At 35.1% G+C, this 21,704-nt stretch carries 22 protein-coding genes and 1 tRNA gene; 8 read left to right on the top strand and 15 right to left on the bottom strand.

Going from position 1 to position 21,704, the window contains the following annotated elements; all coding sequences use genetic code 11:
• Nucleotides 1-40 precede the first annotated feature (40 nt).
• The 7 genes from VB796_RS13475 to VB796_RS13505 all read right to left on the bottom strand — a co-directional run bounded on the left by VB796_RS13475 (nucleotide 41) and on the right by VB796_RS13505 (nucleotide 7,590).
• Nucleotides 41-1,222 carry a hypothetical protein gene (locus VB796_RS13475; RefSeq protein ID WP_323347082.1) on the bottom strand — a complete coding sequence of 394 codons (1,182 nt, stop codon included), beginning with the start codon at nucleotides 1,220-1,222 and terminating at the stop codon, nucleotides 41-43.
• Nucleotides 1,222-3,087 (bottom strand): carbamoyltransferase, encoded by a 1,866-nt coding sequence (locus tag VB796_RS13480; protein WP_323347083.1) that lies wholly within the window; start codon nucleotides 3,085-3,087, stop codon nucleotides 1,222-1,224. The genes VB796_RS13475 and VB796_RS13480 overlap by 1 nt, the downstream gene beginning before the upstream one ends.
• Before the next feature lie 201 nt (nucleotides 3,088-3,288).
• Nucleotides 3,289-4,242 (bottom strand): hypothetical protein, encoded by a 954-nt coding sequence (locus VB796_RS13485; RefSeq protein WP_323347084.1) that lies wholly within the window; start codon nucleotides 4,240-4,242, stop codon nucleotides 3,289-3,291.
• Entirely contained in the window at nucleotides 4,239-4,781 is a 543-nt protein-coding gene (locus VB796_RS13490; RefSeq protein WP_323347085.1) for a hypothetical protein, read from the bottom strand. The genes VB796_RS13485 and VB796_RS13490 overlap by 4 nt, the downstream gene beginning before the upstream one ends.
• Nucleotides 4,782-4,915: 134 nt before the next feature.
• Nucleotides 4,916-5,653, bottom strand: a complete 738-nt coding sequence (locus VB796_RS13495) for a LytTR family DNA-binding domain-containing protein (RefSeq protein ID WP_323347086.1) — start codon at nucleotides 5,651-5,653, stop codon at nucleotides 4,916-4,918.
• Between the two features lie 68 nt (nucleotides 5,654-5,721).
• On the bottom strand, nucleotides 5,722-6,813 hold the full coding sequence (locus tag VB796_RS13500; protein ID WP_323347087.1) for a sensor histidine kinase: 1,092 nt from the start codon (nucleotides 6,811-6,813) through the stop codon (nucleotides 5,722-5,724).
• A 123-nt stretch (nucleotides 6,814-6,936) separates the two neighbouring features.
• Nucleotides 6,937-7,590: a histidine phosphatase family protein gene (locus VB796_RS13505; protein ID WP_323347088.1), complete on the bottom strand. Its 654-nt coding sequence runs from the start codon at nucleotides 7,588-7,590 to the stop codon at nucleotides 6,937-6,939.
• Between the two features lie 274 nt (nucleotides 7,591-7,864).
• On the opposite strand from VB796_RS13505, the gene VB796_RS13510 reads away from it, so the two are divergent.
• The 6 genes from VB796_RS13510 (at nucleotide 7,865) to VB796_RS13535 (ending at nucleotide 12,835) form a co-directional block, all read left to right on the top strand.
• Complete coding sequence (locus VB796_RS13510) at nucleotides 7,865-8,284, top strand: hotdog fold thioesterase (protein WP_323347089.1); 420 nt, start codon at nucleotides 7,865-7,867, stop codon at nucleotides 8,282-8,284.
• Between the two features lie 189 nt (nucleotides 8,285-8,473).
• Complete coding sequence (locus tag VB796_RS13515; RefSeq protein WP_323347090.1) at nucleotides 8,474-10,915, top strand: hypothetical protein; 2,442 nt, start codon at nucleotides 8,474-8,476, stop codon at nucleotides 10,913-10,915.
• A 36-nt stretch (nucleotides 10,916-10,951) separates the two neighbouring features.
• Complete coding sequence (locus VB796_RS13520) at nucleotides 10,952-11,416, top strand: hypothetical protein (protein WP_323347091.1); 465 nt, start codon at nucleotides 10,952-10,954, stop codon at nucleotides 11,414-11,416.
• A gap of 10 nt (nucleotides 11,417-11,426) precedes the next feature.
• Nucleotides 11,427-11,699, top strand: a complete 273-nt coding sequence (locus tag VB796_RS13525) for a hypothetical protein (RefSeq protein WP_323347092.1) — start codon at nucleotides 11,427-11,429, stop codon at nucleotides 11,697-11,699.
• A 78-nt stretch (nucleotides 11,700-11,777) separates the two neighbouring features.
• Entirely contained in the window at nucleotides 11,778-12,509 is a 732-nt protein-coding gene (locus tag VB796_RS13530; protein WP_323347195.1) for an ABC transporter ATP-binding protein, read from the top strand.
• A gap of 253 nt (nucleotides 12,510-12,762) precedes the next feature.
• Nucleotides 12,763-12,835 (top strand) — tRNA-Met (locus VB796_RS13535).
• 455 nt (nucleotides 12,836-13,290) lie between these two features.
• Here the strand turns inward: VB796_RS13535 and VB796_RS13540 are convergent.
• From VB796_RS13540 to VB796_RS13575, 8 genes are all read right to left on the bottom strand, one after another.
• Complete coding sequence (locus tag VB796_RS13540) at nucleotides 13,291-13,524, bottom strand: hypothetical protein (protein ID WP_323347093.1); 234 nt, start codon at nucleotides 13,522-13,524, stop codon at nucleotides 13,291-13,293.
• A 364-nt stretch (nucleotides 13,525-13,888) separates the two neighbouring features.
• Nucleotides 13,889-14,101 carry a hypothetical protein gene (locus VB796_RS13545; RefSeq protein WP_323347094.1) on the bottom strand — a complete coding sequence of 71 codons (213 nt, stop codon included), beginning with the start codon at nucleotides 14,099-14,101 and terminating at the stop codon, nucleotides 13,889-13,891.
• A 50-nt stretch (nucleotides 14,102-14,151) separates the two neighbouring features.
• A complete protein-coding gene (locus VB796_RS13550; protein ID WP_323347095.1) occupies nucleotides 14,152-14,439 on the bottom strand; it encodes a helix-turn-helix domain-containing protein in 288 nt (95 codons plus the stop codon).
• A gap of 424 nt (nucleotides 14,440-14,863) precedes the next feature.
• On the bottom strand, nucleotides 14,864-16,330 hold the full coding sequence (locus tag VB796_RS13555) for a hypothetical protein (protein WP_323347096.1): 1,467 nt from the start codon (nucleotides 16,328-16,330) through the stop codon (nucleotides 14,864-14,866).
• A 96-nt stretch (nucleotides 16,331-16,426) separates the two neighbouring features.
• Nucleotides 16,427-16,852, bottom strand: coding sequence for a hypothetical protein (locus tag VB796_RS13560; RefSeq protein ID WP_323347097.1), 426 nt, complete (start codon nucleotides 16,850-16,852; stop codon nucleotides 16,427-16,429).
• Nucleotides 16,849-17,154 (bottom strand): helix-turn-helix domain-containing protein, encoded by a 306-nt coding sequence (locus VB796_RS13565; RefSeq protein WP_323347098.1) that lies wholly within the window; start codon nucleotides 17,152-17,154, stop codon nucleotides 16,849-16,851. Before VB796_RS13565 ends, VB796_RS13560 begins: the two co-directional genes overlap by 4 nt.
• 89 nt (nucleotides 17,155-17,243) lie before the next feature.
• Nucleotides 17,244-18,149 (bottom strand): hypothetical protein, encoded by a 906-nt coding sequence (locus VB796_RS13570; RefSeq protein WP_323347099.1) that lies wholly within the window; start codon nucleotides 18,147-18,149, stop codon nucleotides 17,244-17,246.
• A gap of 65 nt (nucleotides 18,150-18,214) precedes the next feature.
• Nucleotides 18,215-19,555 (bottom strand): site-specific integrase, encoded by a 1,341-nt coding sequence (locus VB796_RS13575; RefSeq protein ID WP_323347100.1) that lies wholly within the window; start codon nucleotides 19,553-19,555, stop codon nucleotides 18,215-18,217.
• 326 nt (nucleotides 19,556-19,881) lie between these two features.
• Between VB796_RS13575 and era the strand changes: the two genes are divergently transcribed.
• Complete coding sequence (era, locus tag VB796_RS13580; protein WP_323347101.1) at nucleotides 19,882-20,787, top strand: GTPase Era; 906 nt, start codon at nucleotides 19,882-19,884, stop codon at nucleotides 20,785-20,787.
• A gap of 64 nt (nucleotides 20,788-20,851) precedes the next feature.
• Entirely contained in the window at nucleotides 20,852-21,571 is a 720-nt protein-coding gene (locus VB796_RS13585) for a DUF3800 domain-containing protein (RefSeq protein WP_323347102.1), read from the top strand.
• Nucleotides 21,572-21,704: the final 133 nt, after the last annotated feature.

Genomic DNA, 21,704 nt, shown 5'->3' on the forward strand with positions numbered 1-21,704 from the left:
TCTTTCGTTGCCAAATTACCTTATTATCAAATCTTCAAATTCAGTTTATATCTTTTACTAATTGTTTAATCAAAATTTCATTTGCCAATGCCGTTGGGTGTTCGTCAAACGGGATAGCGTATTTATCATCGAGCGGGTTAAATAGTTTTGAATAATCTAAAACTTTCACGCCTTTTTGCTTTAACAAATTGATTATCAAAGAACTATTTACCGAAGTTGGATAAATAATTACATAAAAATTATCATTACCAAACTGTTCTTTATAAAGTTTTGCTGACTGAGCCATCACTTCGGCGGTCAATTCATAATCTTCATCCTTAATCTTGAAAGGATAGCCAATTTTGAATAATTTTAAGATATTACTTTTCAATAATTCCTCAAAAATCAAGCTTCTAATTTTACGACTATCTTTAAATAATCCATCATGTTTAAGTTCTTCGTCTACTTTATGAAAATAAGGGGCATTACCTCCGTTATAGCTAAAATTGGTCATTGTACCCAACACCCGATTTACGTGGTCATTGATATAAATGTAAATGCCAACTCCAGATTTTTCCTTGACAATATCCTTTAACTGATTGGTTTCTAAACGAGCCAACATTTGGTGTGGACCATAACCACTATATGCCAAATTGTAGGAACGATAGGTACTATCAAATTTTGCAAAGTAATACGGTAAAGTCTCATTACTTTGAACACCTTCGCCAAAAGTCATTGAACAACCAAAAAACTGAGCGTATTTTATTCGTGGCTTAGTGGTATCTATTGGCGTGACTCTCAAGCTATTAGCATCCGTTGAATAAGTGATACTATAAATAACTTTGCCGTCTTTTGTGCGTGTTCCTGTATGAATGGTATCGGGTTTTGGTTTATATCCTAAAACATTATCCCAATTCATTGAATGTGTTGGGCCTTCAATTTTGGGAGCAAGTTCTCCTTGTTTTTTCAAGATAATTCCACAAATCCATTCTAACAGAAGAACCGTTAAGAAAATCATCAAACCAGACATTACAACATTTTGTAACCACCCAATTTTCTGCTTAAAAGCATACCAAAACGAATACGCTAAAAAAGCATAAGTCAAGTATTTTGCAACGGGAGCAAGATTAATTCCTGCTACAATACCATTACCATCACCTCTCAACAAGTCAAGCAGTAGCAATCCTGACGAACCCAAGACGCTTAATAGTAACAGTAAAAAGATGATTTTGAATGTATTCATTAGTCTAACTTAAATTCGTCCTTCCAGTCGTCTTTTTCTCCCCACTCTGGTTGATTTCTTTTATCAAAAATAAAATTACCTACTACCAAATAGTCCATTTCTGTACGCATAAGGCATTTATAAGCATCTTCTGGTGTACAAACGATAGGCTCGCCACGCACGTTGAAGCTGGTATTTACCACCAAACCATAACCTGTTTGTTGCTTAAATTGGTCAATTAAAGTCCAATATCTTGGGTTGGTTTCCTTATGAACCGTTTGAATACGAGCCGAGAAATCAATGTGTGTAATTGATGGTAAATCTGAACGGAGATAGTACAATTTCTCCATCAAAGGCAAGGCACGGTAATTATCAGGTAATTTCTTTCTACGTTTTTCTTGAACCCCGTGTACCAAAAGCATATACGGCGAAGTACCTTCCAATTCAAAATATTCAGCGGCATCTTCTGCCAAAACCGAAGGAGCAAACGGACGGAAACCTTCACGATATTTAATCTTGAGGTTTAGTTTTTTCTGCATTTCTTCGTTTCTTGCATCGCCCAAAATACTGCGTCCACCCAAGGCACGAGGACCAAATTCCATTCTACCTTGAAACCAACCGACTACGTTTCCGTCTGCCAAAGCAGTGGCAGTTTTAGCCGCTAATTCTTCAAAGTTTTCGTAATAAGTATAAACGGCATTGTATTTTTTCGCCATCAAACGTGTATCAACATCTGAATATTCTGGGCCTAAATAAGAGCCTTTCATTTCGTCTAAAGCTCCTGCTGTATGCTTGCGTTCTTGTCCGAAGTAAATATATTCTCCCACTAATGCCGCACCCAAAGCTCCACCTGCATCACCTGCGGCTGGTTGGATATAAACATTTTTGAAAATCTTTTCGTTTTGCAATTTTCCATTGGCAACGCAGTTTAACGCAACACCACCCGCCAAACAAATATTATCAGAACCTGTTAATCTTTTGGCTTCTTTTGCCATTAAAATCACGATTTCTTCCGTAACAATTTGAGCCGCTAAAGCAAAATCACAGTGTTCTGGTTGAAGATTTGTTTCAGATTCACGACGAGCAAAACCGAAAAGTTTTTCCCATTCTTTATCTTTCACCATGCGGAGTCCAGTGGCATAATCAAAATATTTTTGATTTAACCAAATAGAGCCATCAGGGTGAATATCAATCAGTTTTGTACGGATAATATCAGCATAACGCTTTGTATTTTCTGAATTTGGGTCGCCATACGGAGCAAGACCCATCAATTTATATTCACCAGAATTTACTTTAAATCCTGCAAAATAAGTGATTGCAGAATATAACAAACCCAATGAGTGTGGAAATTGCAATTCTTTCAGAATGGTCATATCCTTACCTTTTCCATGACAAATAGAAGCCGTAGCCCATTCGCCAACACCGTCGATAGTCAATACGGCGGCTTCTTCAAAAGGAGAAGGATAAAATGCACTGGCAGCGTGCGAAAGGTGATGTTCTGGAAAAAGAAGTTTAACTTTTTTCTTGTCGAATTGACCGATTTTGAAAAGTTCGTCGTACAACATTCTCTTCAAAAACATCTTTTCCTTTAACCAAACAGGGATTGAAGTCAAAAACGAGCGAAGTCCACTTGGTGAAAAAGCATAATAGGTTTCTAACAAACGCTCAAATTTTAAAAGCGGTTTGTCATAGAAAACAATCGCATCTAATTTATCCAAAGACAATCCAGACTCCATCAAACAATATTCAACGGCTTTGGTAGGGAAGGCAGGGTCGTGTTTAATACGAGTGAAGCGTTCTTCTTGAGCAGCGGCAATAATTTCGCCGTTTTGTGTAATAGTGGCGGCTGAGTCGTGATAAAATGCTGATATTCCTAATATATTCATGAAATAGTTTTCTGGGTATTTGAAGTACAAAAGTACGACGGTTTGAGGGAAAAGCCAATTTTGAGTAGGTAAGTAGATTATAAAATTATTAAAAGGCTATTTGTAGGTTCTTATCTTGCATGATTTCTAATATTATAGCTTCTTATCATACATAGTTTTATTATATTTAAAGACGCAAGAAAATATTAAAATGGTTACATTTCATAAAAGCAATTTTACTTTCTTCCCTAAATCCTTAGAATACAACTCTGCTCCTCTTTTATTTAAGTGCTGAGAGTTATAGAAATATTGACGATTGTAGCAAAGGGAATCCTTAGAATAATCTAAAAAATGACAATGGTATTTCTTGGCGGATTCGGTGCATAAATTAATTAATTCAGCTTTGTTTTTATAATAGGGTTGCACTTCAAAATATTCTGGAGCGTACACCAAAAATACTTTAATATTTTCACGCTGACAAAATGCTAAAAACTCCTTAAATTGGCGTTTTACTTCTTTGTTAAAAGTATATTTTGCTCCTTTAGGAAATCGTTTTTTAAATCTCTCAAAATCTTGATTCCAAGCGTAGTTATTACCTCGATAACCTTTATAATTTGCCGTAGAATCGTATAAATTCGGATAATTTAAAAAAGTAAAAAATCCCTCAAACGCTAAATTTTGCAGGTTTCTATATTTTAATAAAGGAATATTTCTTTGATAAACGTCAAATTCTCCTTTATGTCCACGAATGGTTTCTTGCAAAATAGTATCCTGAATATAAGGCAAAAATTGTTGGTAATCCGCTACGTCTGCTCGCTTTGAAAACCCATAAACATCTACATTTTGAATAATGTATTTAGGTTTGCGATTGTGCTGTAAATACATTTTGAAACGAGCATATTGCATATCAAAATGCCAAGCGGAAAGCCCTAAATTGTAGGAATTAAGGGACAAAGTGGAATCTATAATTTTGGGAGAAACATGAAATGCCGCCCGTGAAGAACCCATCATGAGCAGGTCGGCATTCATCTTGGAAGAATACAAATCATTCCAAGAAGCAAAATAATCATTTCGAGACTTCCGAAGTCCAGCATCCACCATGTACGATAAGGCGTAAAGACTCAGTACAAGCAGTAAACAAAGCACAAAAACTTTCTTGAAAAATTGAATTATCATTGTGCAATTTTACCGTTAATCTTAAAATCTTTTTTATCCCCAAACACCACTTTTTGAAACCCATCAATTTGATAATCAGATAGTTGCTCATTAATCAGTGACAATTTCAAATGCTTTTCGGACTGATACAAATAGTTTTCATTGCTTACTAAAGCTTCAATCTGGGTTGTCTTCCCTCCTACTTTGCTGATAGTCAAATATTTAACAGGCAATTTTTCGGTTTCTTTCAAAACGTACTTCATTCCGTTGGCAGAACTATCAATGCTATAACTGCTAATATAGGCAGGTTTATTCAAATCTATCTGCGTGAATAGTTCCAATTCTTTTGTCCAATCAACTGATTTAACCTGCTGTTTTTCAGATTTTTCAGCCATTGAAATAGTCTTTTGAATCATCGGTTTTCTCTTTTGCAAAACTTGAATTTGCTGCTCGATTAATCCCTTCAAATCAAAATATTTTTTCGTTTGTCTTTCTTGGTTTTCAGCTTCGCAAGAGGTCAAAAAAGCACTTAATATCAATAAATAAGTCAATTGTCTCATATAAAATCTTAACATTTCTGTAAAATTAAAGACAAATTCGGTGGTTTTGACGAAAGTCCTCAATAAAGACAAAACTATGGATATTAAAAAAGGGTTTCAACACATTGTTAAAACCCTTTTGGTAGACATTATTCTTATAAACTCAATAGTTCTTTAAAACGAATTGCTTGACGACGTGAGATTTCGATTTTATCTCCACTTTCACGCAAGGTTACTTGCAAACCTCCTGAAAACCAAGGCTCTATCTTTTGAATGTATTTTAAATTGATGATATGCTTACGGTTGGCACGGAAGAAAATTTTAGGGTCTAATCGGTCTTCCAAAGCATTTAATGATTTCAAAACTAAAGGCTTTTGGTCGTCAAAATAAAGACGAACATAATTACCCATTGATTCAAAAAGGCGAACATTTCCTAAACGCACAAACCAACATTTTTCTCCGTCTTTTACAAATACTTGGTCGTTTTCAGAAAGTACGGTTGTGTTGTCTTTTGTGGTTTCAGTCAATTGTTTTTGACGGTCAAATTCTTCCTCAACCTTCTGAACGGCTTCGCTAAGTCGGTGTAATTCAATGGGTTTCAAAAGATAATCCAAAGCATTAAACTCAAAAGCCTTGATGGCATATTCATCGTAGGCAGTCGTAAAAATGACTTCTGGAACGTATCCTTCAAGGTCAGTCAGCAAATCGAAACCCGTTTTTCCTGGCATTTGAATATCCAAAAACAAAAGGTCTGGATGCAATTGGTCAATCAACTCAACGGCTTCCTCCGCATTGGCGGCTTCACCAACGATATTAATTTTTGGAAAATTTTCAAGCAAGCGTTTCAGTTCATTTCTTGCCAAACGTTCATCATCTACGATTAGAGCTTTCATATTATTCAGTTATCAGTTTTTAGAATATTGCTAATCCAAATTGTAAATCTGGACGAGTGTTGATATTATCAACCCACCTTCACCAAATTAGTAATCTTCGTCAAAGGGTTCGCTTTTTCTGATTCTATTTGTGGAATTGGAATTGTGATTTCAGCCGTTACTACATCTTTGGCTGATTGAAATATTTTAAATTTTGATTCTGGACCAAACAATAATTCCAAGCGGTGAGCAGTATTTTGCAAGCCAAATCCTTCCGATTCTGTACTTTCCAAAACGCCTGTATTACTGATAGTCATCAACAAAACTTTATCAATTACTTGTGCTTCCAAACTCACAAAACCACCTTTTACGGGTTTTGACACACCGTGTTTGATAGCATTTTCTACCAAAGTTTGTAACAACATGGGTGGCACTTGTACCGTCAATGATTCGGGGTAAATATTCTTCCGAACTTGTAAACGCTCTTCGTAACGGATTTTTTCTAAGGCTAAATAATCTTCAACCGTTCTTAATTCCTCCGAAAGTGAAACCGTTTTTCGTCTATCTGCTAACAAAGAACTTCTCAGAATATTAGATAATTGCGTAACGGCTTTTTGGGCTTTATCGGGGTCTTCCAAAATCAAGGCACGGATTGAATTTAGAGCATTAAACATAAAATGCGGATTCATTTGAGCCCTCAAAACCTTCGATTCTGTTTCTTTTACGGATGATTCTAAGCGGATTTTATCTACTTCAACCTCTGATTTCCGTTCAAAATAATGAGAAGCGTAATAGAAAAGAGTCCAAATCATTAAGGGTTTCGCCCAATTGAAAATATATTGTAGGATAAAGAAAAACGACCATAAATCAGCCTCTTCGTGTTCCCGTAAAAGATATGAGTCGAGTGGAATGTTTGCTAAAGCCATAAAAATTGACATTGTTGCTACTGCCAATAGAATACGGGGCATTACCATTTCAATGGGAAGTTCTACCCAACCATATTTTTTAATGATTTTTCTGAAATTATTGGTCATTAAAATAGCAATCACAACATTCAAGACGGCAGCAACAAACCAGTCAAGCGACCACCCATAATTATTGGCGTATATCAACGCTTCGTTGGCAAGCCAAGCCGACCAGCCAAAGATTTGTAATGTCCAATATAGTTTTGTTCTTGACATGAATTTTAATTAAAGTTTTACCTTTAGACAACAACAATTTAGCGTAATCGTGTGGAAAACGTTGGGAAAATTGAGTAAACGGAAAGTAATGTGGATAAACGGAAGATTTTGAAAGGTCAATTATTATGATAGACCTTCCAAGTGCGAAACATCACAGGCTAATTCAACGGTAAATTTTGATGTTTTATAATCGTAAATCAATTTGTACAAACATAAATTAGCGTGGTCGAAAGTATCCATTTCGTGCAGAGGACGTTCCATTAAATGGGTCAAGAGAATACGAATGGCACGCCCGTGCATAGCGACTAAAACGGTTGTTTCTTCGGGACGGCTAAGAATTATTTCAAAAACGGGTTTCTGACGGGCTACCACATCTTCTGGACTTTCACCGCCTTCCGATGGCATATCGGTTTTGCCTTCAACCCAACTATCAATCAAAATTTTATAATATTCATTATCACGACTGTTTGGGATTTTACCTTCACGCACGCCCCAACTAATCTCATTTAAGCCTTCATATTGTTCCCAAGAATGTCCTTTTTCGATAAATTTCTTTACCGACTGATGCGTTCTTTGTAAAACTGAGGTATAAATTTTATCGAAGTCAAGATGTTGATAAGCTTGAAAAAAAGCTTCAGCTTGAGCTTGTCCCAACTCATTGAGAGAAGAATCTACGCCACTTCCTTGAACAACTCCCTGACGGTTGAAATCAGTTTCTCCGTGACGAATTAAATAAATGGTCTTGGTATGATGAATTGGTGGCTGGTCGTTAGACATTGATTCGTAAGGTTAAATTTGAGCGAAAAGCGATTTGCAAAAGTAAATAGTCCAACAATCTTTTGAGAGAAAATTGACTTCCTACAACCACTGCCTTCTATTAGACATTTGTAGTTACTAATTTTCACGCAAAAGTACAGGTTTTCAGTCAAAAGCGAACACATATTTAAAGATTGATGGTAAACTAAGACATATTGATAATATTTTTGCTAAATGATAGCAGGATTTGACTCAAACAATTGCGTTATTCATGAACTAAAAAACAATAGATAAAATGATAAATACCTCAGTTTCATTGGAAATGCTCAATAAAATGAGCGAAAATAATATGGTTGGACTTCTTGGCATAGAGTTTACCGAACTAAATTCAGCATATATCTGTGCTAAAATGCCAGTTGATAACCGAACCAAACAACCAATGGGACTTTTACATGGCGGAGCGTCGGTAGTTTTGGCGGAATCATTGGGCAGTATTGCTTCTTATTTATCCATTGACCCCGAAAAACAAGCAGCAGTTGGCGTAGAAATCAATGCAAATCATTTAAAATCTGCTCGTGATGGTTACGTTTATGCCAAATGCACGCCTTTGAAAGTAGGCAGAACTATGCACATTTGGGACATAAAAATTACTAACGAAGCTGGCGATTTAGTTTGTGTTAGTCGATTGACTACGGCAATTATTGAGAAGCGTTAAGAAACAAAAATCGGTAAATTTGATATAGCTAAGATTTTCACAAAACTTGTTTTACGAAATCAGCAACGTAGTCAGCGTTTTGAACGCTGACTACGTTAACTTTATCCTAAACTCCGTCCTCCAAACAACAAACTCCATTTCCCAAACAATATTTCCTGCCTAACTTTGTTCTAAGAAAAACAACCAATTATGAATCAATTACAATTCTGGGCGAACTGGCAAAAGCCTACCCGTATTCTTTATCTTTTCTCGTTATCTATCCTTGTTATATCGCTGTTAATTTTTGGAATAGCCTATTTCAAAGGCTTAGAAAATGTTATCCATTGGGACGTACTAAGTGAATTAAATGATTTGCCCGTTGTGCTTGACCAATTTAAAGTTTCGCCCGACGAAACGCTTACTATTCCTGCCAAAGCAATCACCGTTACAGAGCAATTTGTGGCTTCATCAATGGCAATTAATATCGTTGGGAATTATATTTTCTTGGGACTTTTCGTTTTGGGCTTTTTATTAATTCTCTCGGCATTATCAGCCGTAAATAGGTTTTGGTATTTGATATTTATGGGTTCAGTTATTTTGTTAATTGTTACCTTCAATTTTGGATTAATTTTCAACCTTGCCAACAATTATCTCAACGTCGGACTCATCGTTTTATACGTTGGAACAAGCTATTTTTTCCACGCTTTTCGCCCTGATATTGATATTCTAAAACGCTTCGGAACGTTTCTTTTCATCACTATTTTACTGGGAATTGGTATCTATAAATTTTCATCCGTAAATCACCCCTTTTTACTACTTTCAAGCTACCGAACTGCGGGTGCAATGCTTTTGAGTGTAGGGTTTATTTTCTTAATTTCTTATGAAATCATCAATGGTTTTTTATTCATTACAACCTCAACAAAAAGCACACAATCACTAAATAACTTCCTAATAATTAGCACGATATATTTAGCAAATGTATTATTAACATTCCTAAACAACAACAAGATTATCGACTGGAATATGATTTATTTGAGTCCGTTTTTGTTGTTAATTATCTCTACCATTTTAGGAATTTGGGGTTTTAGAAACCGTAGAAACTTGAGTGCTTCCATCACGGATTTTGAAGAATCTGGAGCATTTATTTACGCAGGTTTAGCCATCATTACATTTGCCACTTGCGGGCTTTCATTTGCTACTGCCAACGACCCAATGACTGAAGCTTTAGAAGATGCCATCACCTACTCACATTTAGCTATGGGAATTATGTTTTTGGGCTATGTTCTCGTGAATTTTTCAGGACTTTTCAAGCAAAGTTTAGAGGTTTACAAAGTTGTTTTCAAACCATTAAAATTCCCTGTTTGGATGTTCCAAATTTTAGCGGTTATCGTAATTTCATCATTGTTAGTTCTGAAAGATTTTTTCCCTGTAAAACAAGCTTCAGCTGCATTTTATAACTGTCTTGGCGATTATTACACCACCGAAAAAGACTACAAATTTGCCGAAGTTGAATACAAATTAGCCTTAGCTTACGAACATCGCAACCATAAAACCAATTACGCTTTAGCATCGCTTTCACTCACTCAGGGCGACAACGAAACGGCGGGTGTTTATTTCCGTCAGGCTTTAGCGAAAAATCCTTCTGCGTACTCCTATGAAGCACTAAGCCGTTCATTATTCGATGCAAAAAGTTTTTTTGATGCCATTTTTACCTTGAAAGAAGGCTTGCAGAAATTTCCAAAATCGGGTGAATTACAGAATAATTTGGCGTATCTATACAACAAATCTAACTTGTCAGATTCTACCGTAATATATTACGAAATGGCGGTAAAAAATGCCAAAAAATCAGAAGTGCCAGCCAGCAATTTATTGGCATTTTGGGCAACCAATGGGAAAAGTAGTCTTGCAAAAGATATACTGAGTAAAACCGAAAATATTGCGTACAATTCGTTTCAAGGCAATAAATTAGCCTTAAAATTAGTTGCACAATCTACTGAAAATACGGAAACAGAAGTGCCTCCACTAAGCAAAGGAAATGTGGCAGATTTTGCGTGGACTTATAATTTTGCTTTGGCTCAAAAATCACAAGGTGATACGCTTTCACTTCGTACACTTGCCGAAGAAGAAGGTAATGAAGAATACGCAGAAGACCTTTCTTTTGCCAATATGATTCAAGATTATTATAAAGGCGATAAGTTATTTGCATTTCAGAATTTGCAAATGTGGTCTAACTCCGACTCTACTGATAAAAAAGGAAAATATTTTGGCGTTCTTTTGAATACATTTTTGAAAAAAGAATCTCTTTCAAACAAAAAAACGCCTGATTTTAAGTCGATTAAAGAAGCAGAACAAGTTTTAAAGCAGTTCCCATTGAATGAAAAAGTTGTTGAAAAAGCGGTCAATATTTATAACCAAAATAAACAACCTGAAAAAGCCTACGACGTAGTAATGCGAGCAATTTCTTGGCGAAAAGATTCTCCCAAACTTTATGAAATCTATATCACGCAAGCCCAAAATATTGGTATGAAAGAATACGCCAATGACGGTTTAGCCATACTCCAAAAACTATCCCCAACCGATTATCAGCGTTTTCTGCCAACCTATCAAGCCAAACAACAATCCATCGAAAAGGCAAGTGCTGGCTTTCAGTAAATTGTTAAGTTTGTTTTGTAGAAAACATTTACAGCAATGAATCAAACGCTTACCTTTTCGAAAGACTTTTGGAGTTCCGTTTATCAAATAAAAGACGGAACTAAAGTAGTCGTTAGAACCGAAAAAGATTCTTTTTGGTCTTATGATACCAATGTCAGGATTGGGGATGAAGATTTCTTTTTCGATGTCAAAGGAATATTTTCAGACTCTGTAGATATTTACGATGCTCAAAGTCATCTTATTGGAAATGTCGATTTAAGCACATGGACAAGTAATGCAACGATTAATCTAAGAGACGGAAAAACATTTTACTTTAAAAAGACAGATTTCTTTTCAAGTGAATGGGAAGTTTTTGACGACCAAAATATTTTAATTCATTTCAAAAAAGATTGGTTCTCAAATGCAGGTAAAATAGATGTCTATAAAGAAGACGAAATTTGTTTAGCCATTGGTATATTTCTTATTTCATTGTATCAACAAAAACAAGCAGCAGCCGCCTAAACACGCCAACATGGAAGTAAATCAAAACAAAAAACTACAGATGGTTTTAGTAGCTATTGCATTTATTGCTTTACTATCAAGATACATATTAAAATGGCAAGACTTTCAAATATCTGAAAAACAAGACAGTATAACAAGATTCATAGGCTTTGGCGGTCTCTCAATTGCCAATTACTTAAACTATCAAAGAATAAAAGATAATCCAAATGCAAAAATCACTTTAGGGTTATCTATTTTGTTAGGTTTCATAGCTTTAGCAGCTATTTCAAAAATTTTCATTTGAATCTAAATATAGTTTTAGGCTCTAAACTTGAATCCCAAATGAGTTTCCAAACTCAAAATGCTCAATAAATACGCAAACATGGAAATCATCAAAACTACCAATATTTCAAGACGTTACGTCATGGGTGAAGAAATTATTCAAGCTCTCAAAGACGTTTCTATTTCAGTAAATCGAGGCGAATACGTGGCTTTCATGGGTCCTTCGGGTTCGGGAAAGTCAACTTTAATGAACATTGTTGGTTGCTTAGACACGCCTACTTCTGGAAAATATATCCTTAATAATCAAGATGTTAGCCAAATGACCGAAAACGAATTGGCAACCGTTCGTAATAAAGAAATTGGATTTGTATTCCAAACATTTAACCTCTTACCCCGTCAATCGTCACTTGAAAATGTTGCTTTGCCTTTGATTTACGCAGGTTACAACAAAGCCGACCGTATAGAAAAAGCGATGCTAACTCTCAAAGGCGTTGGACTTGAAAATCGAGCTCATCACAAACCAAACGAACTTTCGGGTGGACAACGCCAGCGTGTTGCCATTGCTCGTGCTTTGGTAAACGACCCTTCAATTCTTTTGGCGGATGAACCCACTGGAAACTTGGACACCAAGACTTCCTACGAAATCATGGATTTATTTGACCAACTATACTCAAAAGGCAACACCATCGTAATGGTTACGCACGAAGACGACATCGCCCAATACGCTCACCGCATCGTTCGCCTACGTGATGGCTTAGTAGAAACAGATAAAATCAACCCGAATGTGAAGCAAGCTAAGGAATTGATGATGAGTTTGAAGTCGCAGGATTAAGGGATTGATTATGCCTAAGGAAACTATTTCATATTAAATGATTACTCTTTCTATAATCCTAATTATATCAGGTGGTTATTTAAGTATAAAAATGGCAATAGTTACGGTTTAATGCTTGTCGGAGGTATTTTATTGTTAATTCTTCGAGGTAGAAATTAAAACATTTTAAAAATAATTTATTTTTTTTCAATCAGGTACTTGCATAACCAAAAATCTTTCGTACCTTTGCAGTCCAATCAAATGGAAACAACACCGCAGGATGGAGCAGTAGGTAGCTCGTTGGGCTCATAACCCAAAGGTCACAGGTTCGAGTCCTGTTCCTGCTACAACGAACGAAGGTAAGTATCTAAATATCAGATACTTACCTTTTTCATTTTCGGGGACGGGGACGGTTTGGGGGACGGTTTTAAAAATTTGCTCAAAAAAACTAAAAAAATATTACATTTGCGGAGGTGAGCGGACACACTCCAATTACCACACAAGCACAGGTTAGAGGTAATGCTGATGACCACCCAAAAGGGACAACTTCAAAAGGTTGTCCTTTGTGCTTTAAAATACTTTTACTAATTTCGTAATGAACAGCGATTAACGTCAACGTTCCCCCATCGGTTGTTATGGTTTCATTATTGCCTAATCTGCCACAACAACAAAACGCCCAAATCTATCAAGTAGGTTTGGGCGTTGGTGATTTTATAGGGTTACAATCATTTAAACAGTATTTAATCACTACTTAATCAAAACAAGAACGCCCAAATCTATCAAATAGGTTTGGGCGTTCTGTTTATAGTTTCTGTACTAATTTATCAATTTCATAACTCTGTTTTTGCTCAATTTCTGATAACGTACTCATAAAATCAGCTAAACAATAAATAGGCTCATTAGAGGGAATAGAATCCCTATTAGCAAAAACTAATGTCATTACATCGGCTAAACCTTTTTGTAATGTTTGATAGTCGCAAAACGGATTTAAAGCAGAAACCGTAATAACGAAACCGTCTTTTGTAAAATGTACCATGACTTTGTATTTTAGGAGTTAAATAAATAAAAAAGCCCTGTCTAAGCAGTCCTAACGCTACAAAGTAGGCGTTTACGGGGGTTTCCCCTACCGTCTGCATCACAGGGCAATATTTTAATATTTTTCATATTCACTTTGTATTTTAGGAGTAACAAAGTTTAGATACTAAAATCAAAAATCCAAAGAGGAGGAGGAATTTATTTTGATAGGGTGCATAATTGGCGGTTATTGCGTTGGTGCGTGCTTATCGTTGGCGTGAAACCTGCCGTTTGGGCTTGCATTTTATGAATTGCGAATGATTGAGCCTTTAAAGCCAGTAGGCAACCCCAAACCCTATCATTCACAAATCATAAAACGCCAAACTTCAAATATTTTTGTAATATCCATTACAATAAACAATATCCTCAATAGTTCGGGAAGCTAAGAAATATTTTTTAGCCAGTTTCTCAATAACAAATACCGATTTTCTACCCTCTTTTGTTGTCATAGAAGCGTAGTCTTCTCTAATACTTAAAACACGTTCAATAACATTTGGCTTTGGGAACGCTACTGACTTCTTTTTTACTTGATTTTCCATTTTGTGCAAAGGATTGGTTAAAAGTTAATACAAATCTTTAAAAATTGGCATCATTTAGCCCTCTCACGCTTCAAATAGTTATAAACAGTAGCTTTACATATCCCGAACTCTTTTGCGACCTCTGAATAAGATTTACCACTATCCACTAACGCCACCACTTTTTCCTTTAATGTTCGGTTATCGGTCGGCTTTTTCCATTGCCCATCTGAAATATACTTTTCAATAGTTCTATGCGAGCAATCCAACAGTTTACTAATTTCTTTTGCGTTCAGTCCCATTGTAAAATATCTCAATGCTGATTGATACTTGTTTTGATTTCTAAATTTTGTCTTTTCCATGCGTAAATGTGGAATGTATTAAAGTGAAATTGAAGTGAATTTAAAATTTTTGAAAAATTGGGCATCGTAGCACCAAAGCGAACAACAACGTATTTTTATAGGTTATTTTAAGACACTAAACACCTATACCCCTACTTTCATATTTTGGCTAATTTGAGCCGTTTGTTAGAAAATTGAACATTAAAACTGCCTAAAAAGGGCTTAAAACCCATAAAATACAACTCAAAGCATGGACTAAATAACACCCTTACCGTCTTTTTAGTAGTTTGATGAACGATTATTTAATAAACATTTTTTTGCTTTAATTTTTGTTTAATTATTTGATATTCAGTTAAATATCTTTAAAAATCAAAGTAAAATGAACGATTTTAATACAGTTTTCACTAAAAAAACTAAACCAATCGTTAAAATCAATGTATATACATTAATTAGCTTCGTTACTATTTTCCCGTGTTAAACTACTTGCATAATTCCGAGCATTTACACCCGTTAAAATTTCGGGGTGTGGTTCGTTGGCATTTCCGTAAAGCGTTGGGGCTTCGTGCAAAATCTCAATTGATACAATAGTATTGAGCCAACCACGATTTATTGTAACCTCCGAACTATGCAACGTGTCTGTAAAATTTGGGCGGTCGGGATTATCTAAATCTTTGTAAGTTATCCGCAACCAATTATCATTATTTTTTGCTCTCATTATTTGGGCTTTAAAAGTTCTACGTTTGTTACTGTCTTTGTTCCTGCATCGTTTTGCGAACGGATTATTTTTTATTGAACAAAACAAAGATTCTTTCCTATTCATGGAAATATCTTTTCCACAGGTTTTACAGGTTCTAATCTGATTATTGAAAACCTCATTTTCCGATTCATTCCCCGTATTCTGTTTTTCATGCCTACTTGTAACGTTTTCGATACTGAACGAACTGTCGAAAACGTTACCTTTTTCGTGTGCTTCACTTGCTTTTAAAGTTGTCGAAAACGTTACACTTTTTCCTGCTTCATTCGGCACTAAAAACAGCTTTTTCCACTCGTTTTCAACCCTGTTTTTCAACTCATTTTTATAATCAATAGTATTGCATTTTTTCAATATTCTATCAATACGTAACCGTTGGTCATGCCGTTGTTTTCGTGTTAATTCTTTCCAAAATAAAGGCTTACCCATTGCATGAAAATTGATTTTTTCATGGTTTGTTAGTTGCTCAATTTCTAAATCCGTAGGTATAAAAATTGTATTCTCTAACGCACCTAACAGTAAATCAAGCAAGAAATTAACCTTGTTTTCGTCCATCAAATCAGATAATAATTTGATACCAAATTTTCCTAAATGGCTCATATCCGTAACCCTGTATTCAATCCTTAAAATATTCTTTTGGGGTTGCTTGTCTGTATATCCCTTATCATAAATCTTGATACTGTACTCACTCCTAACGCAAACAACACCTTTACGCCTATTTGACTGTATGGCTTCGTATGGCTTATTTCCGTGTACCACTACCGATTTTATAACCCGTTGGGGACTGAATGGCAAGTAAAGATTTACACCAAACTCTAAACCATGCAATACGCTATCAGTTGGGTTAATATCAAACATTTCTGATAACTCATTGATTATACGTACACAGTCATTATGTGTAAATCTATTATGATTATGTTCGCCACCATTAAAGTATTTATGAAGTGAACCGCTTACTATTTTAACATACTCGCCTGTAATTTTAGTGGAGGGTATTAGCTTAAAAATCAAGCCTTTATACTCTGCATTACCTCTGCTTAATATTTCGCCCGTGTCTTCACTTACCAGTATTTTATCGAAGCCTTTTTCCCTCAAAATAGCGTTTTCAAGCCACTTTGAGAACAAAAGATTATATACTGAAAGATTTACAAAATCTATCATTGCGTGATTATTTACGGGAAAATTTGGGAATTAAAAATAAATTAAGATTTTAGATACAGCAGGGTTACTAACCGCTCTTTATATTTGGGCAAATTGTCATACTTCAAGCCCTTCTTTTAGTTCAATAATAAACCCAAATACTCTTTCCACTTCCTTCTCAATAGACAACAAGGGCAAATCTAAACCAACATTTAAAGGCATAAAATCAGTACAAAGTATTATTTCTAAATCATTAGCAACGTTTGCCACCGCAAGCATCATAGAAAGATATTCAAACGTTTTAGGGTGTGTCTCATTACAGCATACCAATAAAGGAAAATCCCTCAAACTATTGTAAATAGTTAAAAGATATTCAACCGCTAACGCACTACGTTTAACCATCTTATCACCCTTAACTAATGCCAATTCACCAGCAAAAGCATTAAAAGTCGCAAATGTATCTAATACATTTTTAAGTGAATTTTCCTGTTTACAAAGAGTATCATAAAGGTCTGTACGCTTAAAATTATTATAACTTCTCATACCTTTACGCCCTCCTCATGCGTTGCTTTGGGACTTGCCAATACTTCACATTTACGGTATCGTACTTTGTTACCGATACGGTAAGATTTTAATAAACCTTTATTTGTCCAGTCGTGGAGCGTTGGGAGTGATATTTTAAAAAGTTTAGCGACCTCCTCACGGGTCAAAAACTCCTCTGCATCTGATTGCGTGGAGGTTTGGGGAATGAAAGACTTTAAACGATTCTCTATAAGTCCGTCAATGTTAGAAAGTAAGGTGCTAACGTCTATTTGCTGCACCTGTACTATTGTGGTAGTTTGCATAAAAAAACCGTCAAACGTTGTATTTCGTTTGACGGTTGTAAATTTCCCCTACTTTATCATAATTAACTTAACAGGGTGTACCCTAAAAACTACCCTAAAATATAATCTTTTACTATCTCTTTGCATAACTCTTTATGTTTCAATGGGTTATAGTTTTTGTCTTTATTTTGTAATCCTGTTATATACTTTCTTGTATTATCATCATTAATGCGTAGGATTTTATTAACTAAATCCCCTCTTTTATTATCCGAACTAATATTTTTTAATATTGGCAAATCAAAAAAACCAACTTCATATAACAACATAATTACTTGCGACAAACTTTTAATTTCTCTTTTTAAATCATCTTGTTTACCAATTGGCTCTATCTCTAACAAATCATTTTTTCTTACTTTTAAATATTGCACAAAATCAAATTTTCCTAAATCACGAGCAAGGTTAAAATTTGATATATCAACGCCCAAAACTGAATTTATTTTAATTGGTTCGCCACTCTCATAAAATTCTGAAAAACAATACTTTACGTCTTTTATTTTCTCATTAATAATGTCAATTTCTAACATCGAACTTGACTGCAAAACACGCTCAAAACCTTTTTTTAAATCCTCAAAAATAACACTTCTAAGACTATTTATAAACTCTATATCTTCATTATTAGGCAACAAAAACACGGGCAACTCTAATCCTGCCAAAACCTCTTTTACTCCTAAACTCTCATACTCAAACAACGCTTTAACCTCCTCTATCCGCTTTATTTCCTTCATTAGAAATAAAAATTTACTTCTAACTTTGTCTATCAATTCCGACGTAGGGGGCAAATCATCATCATTAAAAACACTTCCTTTTTTTGAAATTTCTCTATCAATTAAACGGCTCAAAATATCACTGCATTGTTGCCATTTTTTTTTTATAAATGGTAAATCCGCTTTAATATCTTGACTAATACGGAATAAATTACTTGTATATTTTTCTAAATCCAGTTCGTAAACTTCCATGATTTTTATTTTGATTTTTTAAGCGGAGGGAACGCACACCTCCACATGGTAAAGGATAAGTTAAATTAGCTTGCTAATACTTTAATAATAATCTTTGAGGCTTCGCTATCATCACGATATTTTGACCAGTCAGAAGTAAAGCGTTTAGCCTTTTCCATTCCATCAAGTTTTATATATTTCATAAATGATTTTTCGGTTTTGTGTCCAGTAATAGCCATGATAACAAGCGTACTAACGCCACGTTTAAACGCATTGGTAGCAAATGAACGCCTTGCCGTGTGGTCGGTTACTAACTGCCATTTCTCATAGTTAGTTATTATCTTTTGCCCTCCTTTGGTTATAGCCTTAGAAACAGTTTCGTTTATCTCTGCCAGTTGGCAAACTTCTTTTATGTAGTCGTTTACTTTTTGATTGCTAATACTTGGTAATTGATAGCCGTACTTTTCAAAAATCTGTTTAACTACGTGGAGGACGGGGACGGTCACGGGGTCGCCTGTCTTTTCTTGAATTAACTGTATAAATTCCGTTCCGTCTTCGTCTTTTAGAAAACTGTATTTATTCACTTTTGAAAGGTCGGAATACCTTAAACCAGTATAGCAACCAACTATAAAAAAATCTCTAACACGCTCTAACCTTAAATTATTGGATAAATCCAAGCCCTCTATTTTTTCAAGTTCTGACATGGTTAAATAAATACTATCGGAATCCTCCTCAACGGCTTTAAATTTCTTAGTTCTATATGGCAACGCCTTTATCATTCCCTCCTCTAACAGATAATTCATTATACTTTTAATGGTTGTTACGTCCTTCCAAATCGTATTTTTTGCAAGGTTTTTAACTTTTTCCAACCATTCTACATAGTCATTATGAAAAACCTCATCTATGGCAATTAAACTTAGTTCACGGTCGTAAATATTAGAGAACTCCAATAACCGAGCCTGTACTGTTCGGTATCTCTGAATAGACCTAAACGCTAACTTTTCCCCGTCATGGTTTTTGCGTGTCCCGTTTTCGCTATCCGTGATATATTGCTCTATAACTCTAAAAAGTTCTTGCGTTGGGGTTTCGTTGGGGACGGGGACGGTTTCGGGGTCTTTGGGCTTCAAAAACTCCTCTATATGCGATTTTAAAGACAAAGCCGTTACCGTTTTCTTTTCGGCTATCATTTGCACCTCTATACGGTTAAATTCGTTCTCAATACTCTGTAATACCCTATTGATTAAAGTTTTATCCTTTTCGGCTATAACGTCCTTCACTCTGCCTTTTTCGCCACTCCAATTTTTAGGCAAAACGGTAAAGCCAGTTGATAATTTAGCCCTTTCAGACTTGCCAACCCTAATAATGCAATTTATTTTTTGAGGAGTTTTTGCGTTAGGTTCACGCAAAACAAAGGTAATTCCAGCCATAACTTTAAAACTTTAAAACAAACGTATTAAATTAACCTAATAAATTACTATAAAGGTAGTACCTTTGTGATTAATTCCAAAAGAACGGGGACGGTTTCGGGGACGGTTTTTATTTACTTACCTTAATTTAACTTAATCTATTTTAACTATCTTTGGAATAAAAATTAAAATAAAGCATTAAAAATCAATAAGTTAGAAGGCTTTTCAATACGCAGACATAAAACTACAATTCAATACTTTGTAGTCCTGTTCCTGCTACTAATTAAAAGCGTAACTTACTCAAAAAAAGTAGTTACGCTTTTTTGTTTTGCATTATACTTACAGAAATGGAACAAATCAATCATAAAGCAGGCTTCGTCAGCATCGTTGGGAAACCTAACGTTGGTAAATCAACCTTAATGAATGTTTTGGTGGGTGAACGCCTCAGTATCATCACATCAAAGGCTCAAACTACCCGTCACCGTATCATGGGTATTTTGAATGGCACACATAAGGGTACTGATTTTCAATTAGTTTACTCTGATACACCAGGAATTATTCTGCCCAAATATGAGTTACATAAATCAATGATGACTTTTGTGCATAGTTCTTTGGAAGATGCCGACGTGATTTTGTTTGTAACAGATATTTTTGAGAAATACGATGAAGATGATGTTATCGACAAGCTTGCTCGTATCGACCATATTCCTGTTTTGTTGTTGATTAATAAAATTGATTTAGCTACCGAAGAACAAATTGCTGAAAAAATTGCTCATTGGCGTGAACGTTTCCCAACGCAAGCAATCATTCCAATTTCTGCTTTGAAAGAACAAAATACAGGAGAAATTTTTGATTCAATCGTTGAACATTTACCGAATCATCCGCCGTATTTTGATAAAGAAGAGTTGACCGATAAGCCAGAACGCTTTTTTGCTTCGGAGATAATCAGAGAAAAGATATTCTTGAATTATAAAAAAGAAGTGCCTTATTCTTGCGAAGTGTCCATTGCGGCATTTAAGGAAGAAGATAATTTAATTAGAATTTCGGCAGAAATTTACGTTGAACGAGTAACCCAAAGAGCCATTTTGATTGGTCACAAAGGCGAATCCATTAAAAAAGTAGGTACGCAAGCCCGTGAGGCAATGGAAAAATTCTTTGGCAAAAAGGTTTTCTTGGAGCAATTCATCAAAGTAGAACCCGATTGGAGACAGAAAGCTCAGAAATTACGAATGTTTGGATATGGACAGGATTGAGATTATTAGGTCATATATCCCTATATTCTCCAGAAAATTTATTACATATTTCTCTACCATTTAAATGACTAATCTACCTAAAAAATATATTTTCATTGATGAAAGTGGAGACCCTACTTTTTATGGTTCTGGCAAGAAATTATTGGTAGGAACGGAGGGTTTTCAACCATATCTGATTATTGGTATGATTGAAACTCTCAACAGAAAGGCATTAAGAAAATCGGTTCTTGATTTTATGGAGGCTATTAAAACGGATGTGATGTTTAATTCAATTCCATCAGTGGCAACTTCCAAAGGTTGGTATGTCCATGCACGTGGAGACCATCCAGAAATTAGACTAAAATTCTTTGAGTTTTTAAGACAATTAGACGGCTTCAAAGTTCATGTTACTATTGCTCGAAAAAACCTTTCTATCTTTAATCGAAAACATAATAATAACCCCTCAGAGTTTTATTTTGATGTTTTAAGGCATTTATTAGCTGATAAAATGACGGACAGCTCCATTCATTATCAGTTATTTCTATCACAAAGAGGGAATAATTCAATGAATCGTTTTGAGGAAGCTGTTACAAAAGCCTTAAAAATTGATAAAAGTAAGGTGAATTTATCATCAAAAATCAATTACTCGTTGGAAATTGTACCAAGTGATGATACCCCAGAATTGAGTATAATTGATTATATGATTTGGGCAGTTCAACGAAAATTATTGAAAGGAGAAGCAAGATTTTTTGAGGCTTTGAAAGATAAATACGGAACAGTTGTAGAATTATATCCAGAGACATAAAAAAAGCCAAAAAATCCAGTCGCCCTCGTACCAATACTGGTAGCACCCATCATGGGATGAGATATAGAAGCGATAAACTTTTTAGCTGATACAAATTTAGAAATAAAATTGCAAAAAGTTACTATATGGTAAC

It is taken from the genome of Arcicella sp. LKC2W, from assembly GCF_034931005.1.
Lineage (GTDB): Bacteria > Bacteroidota > Bacteroidia > Cytophagales > Spirosomataceae > Arcicella.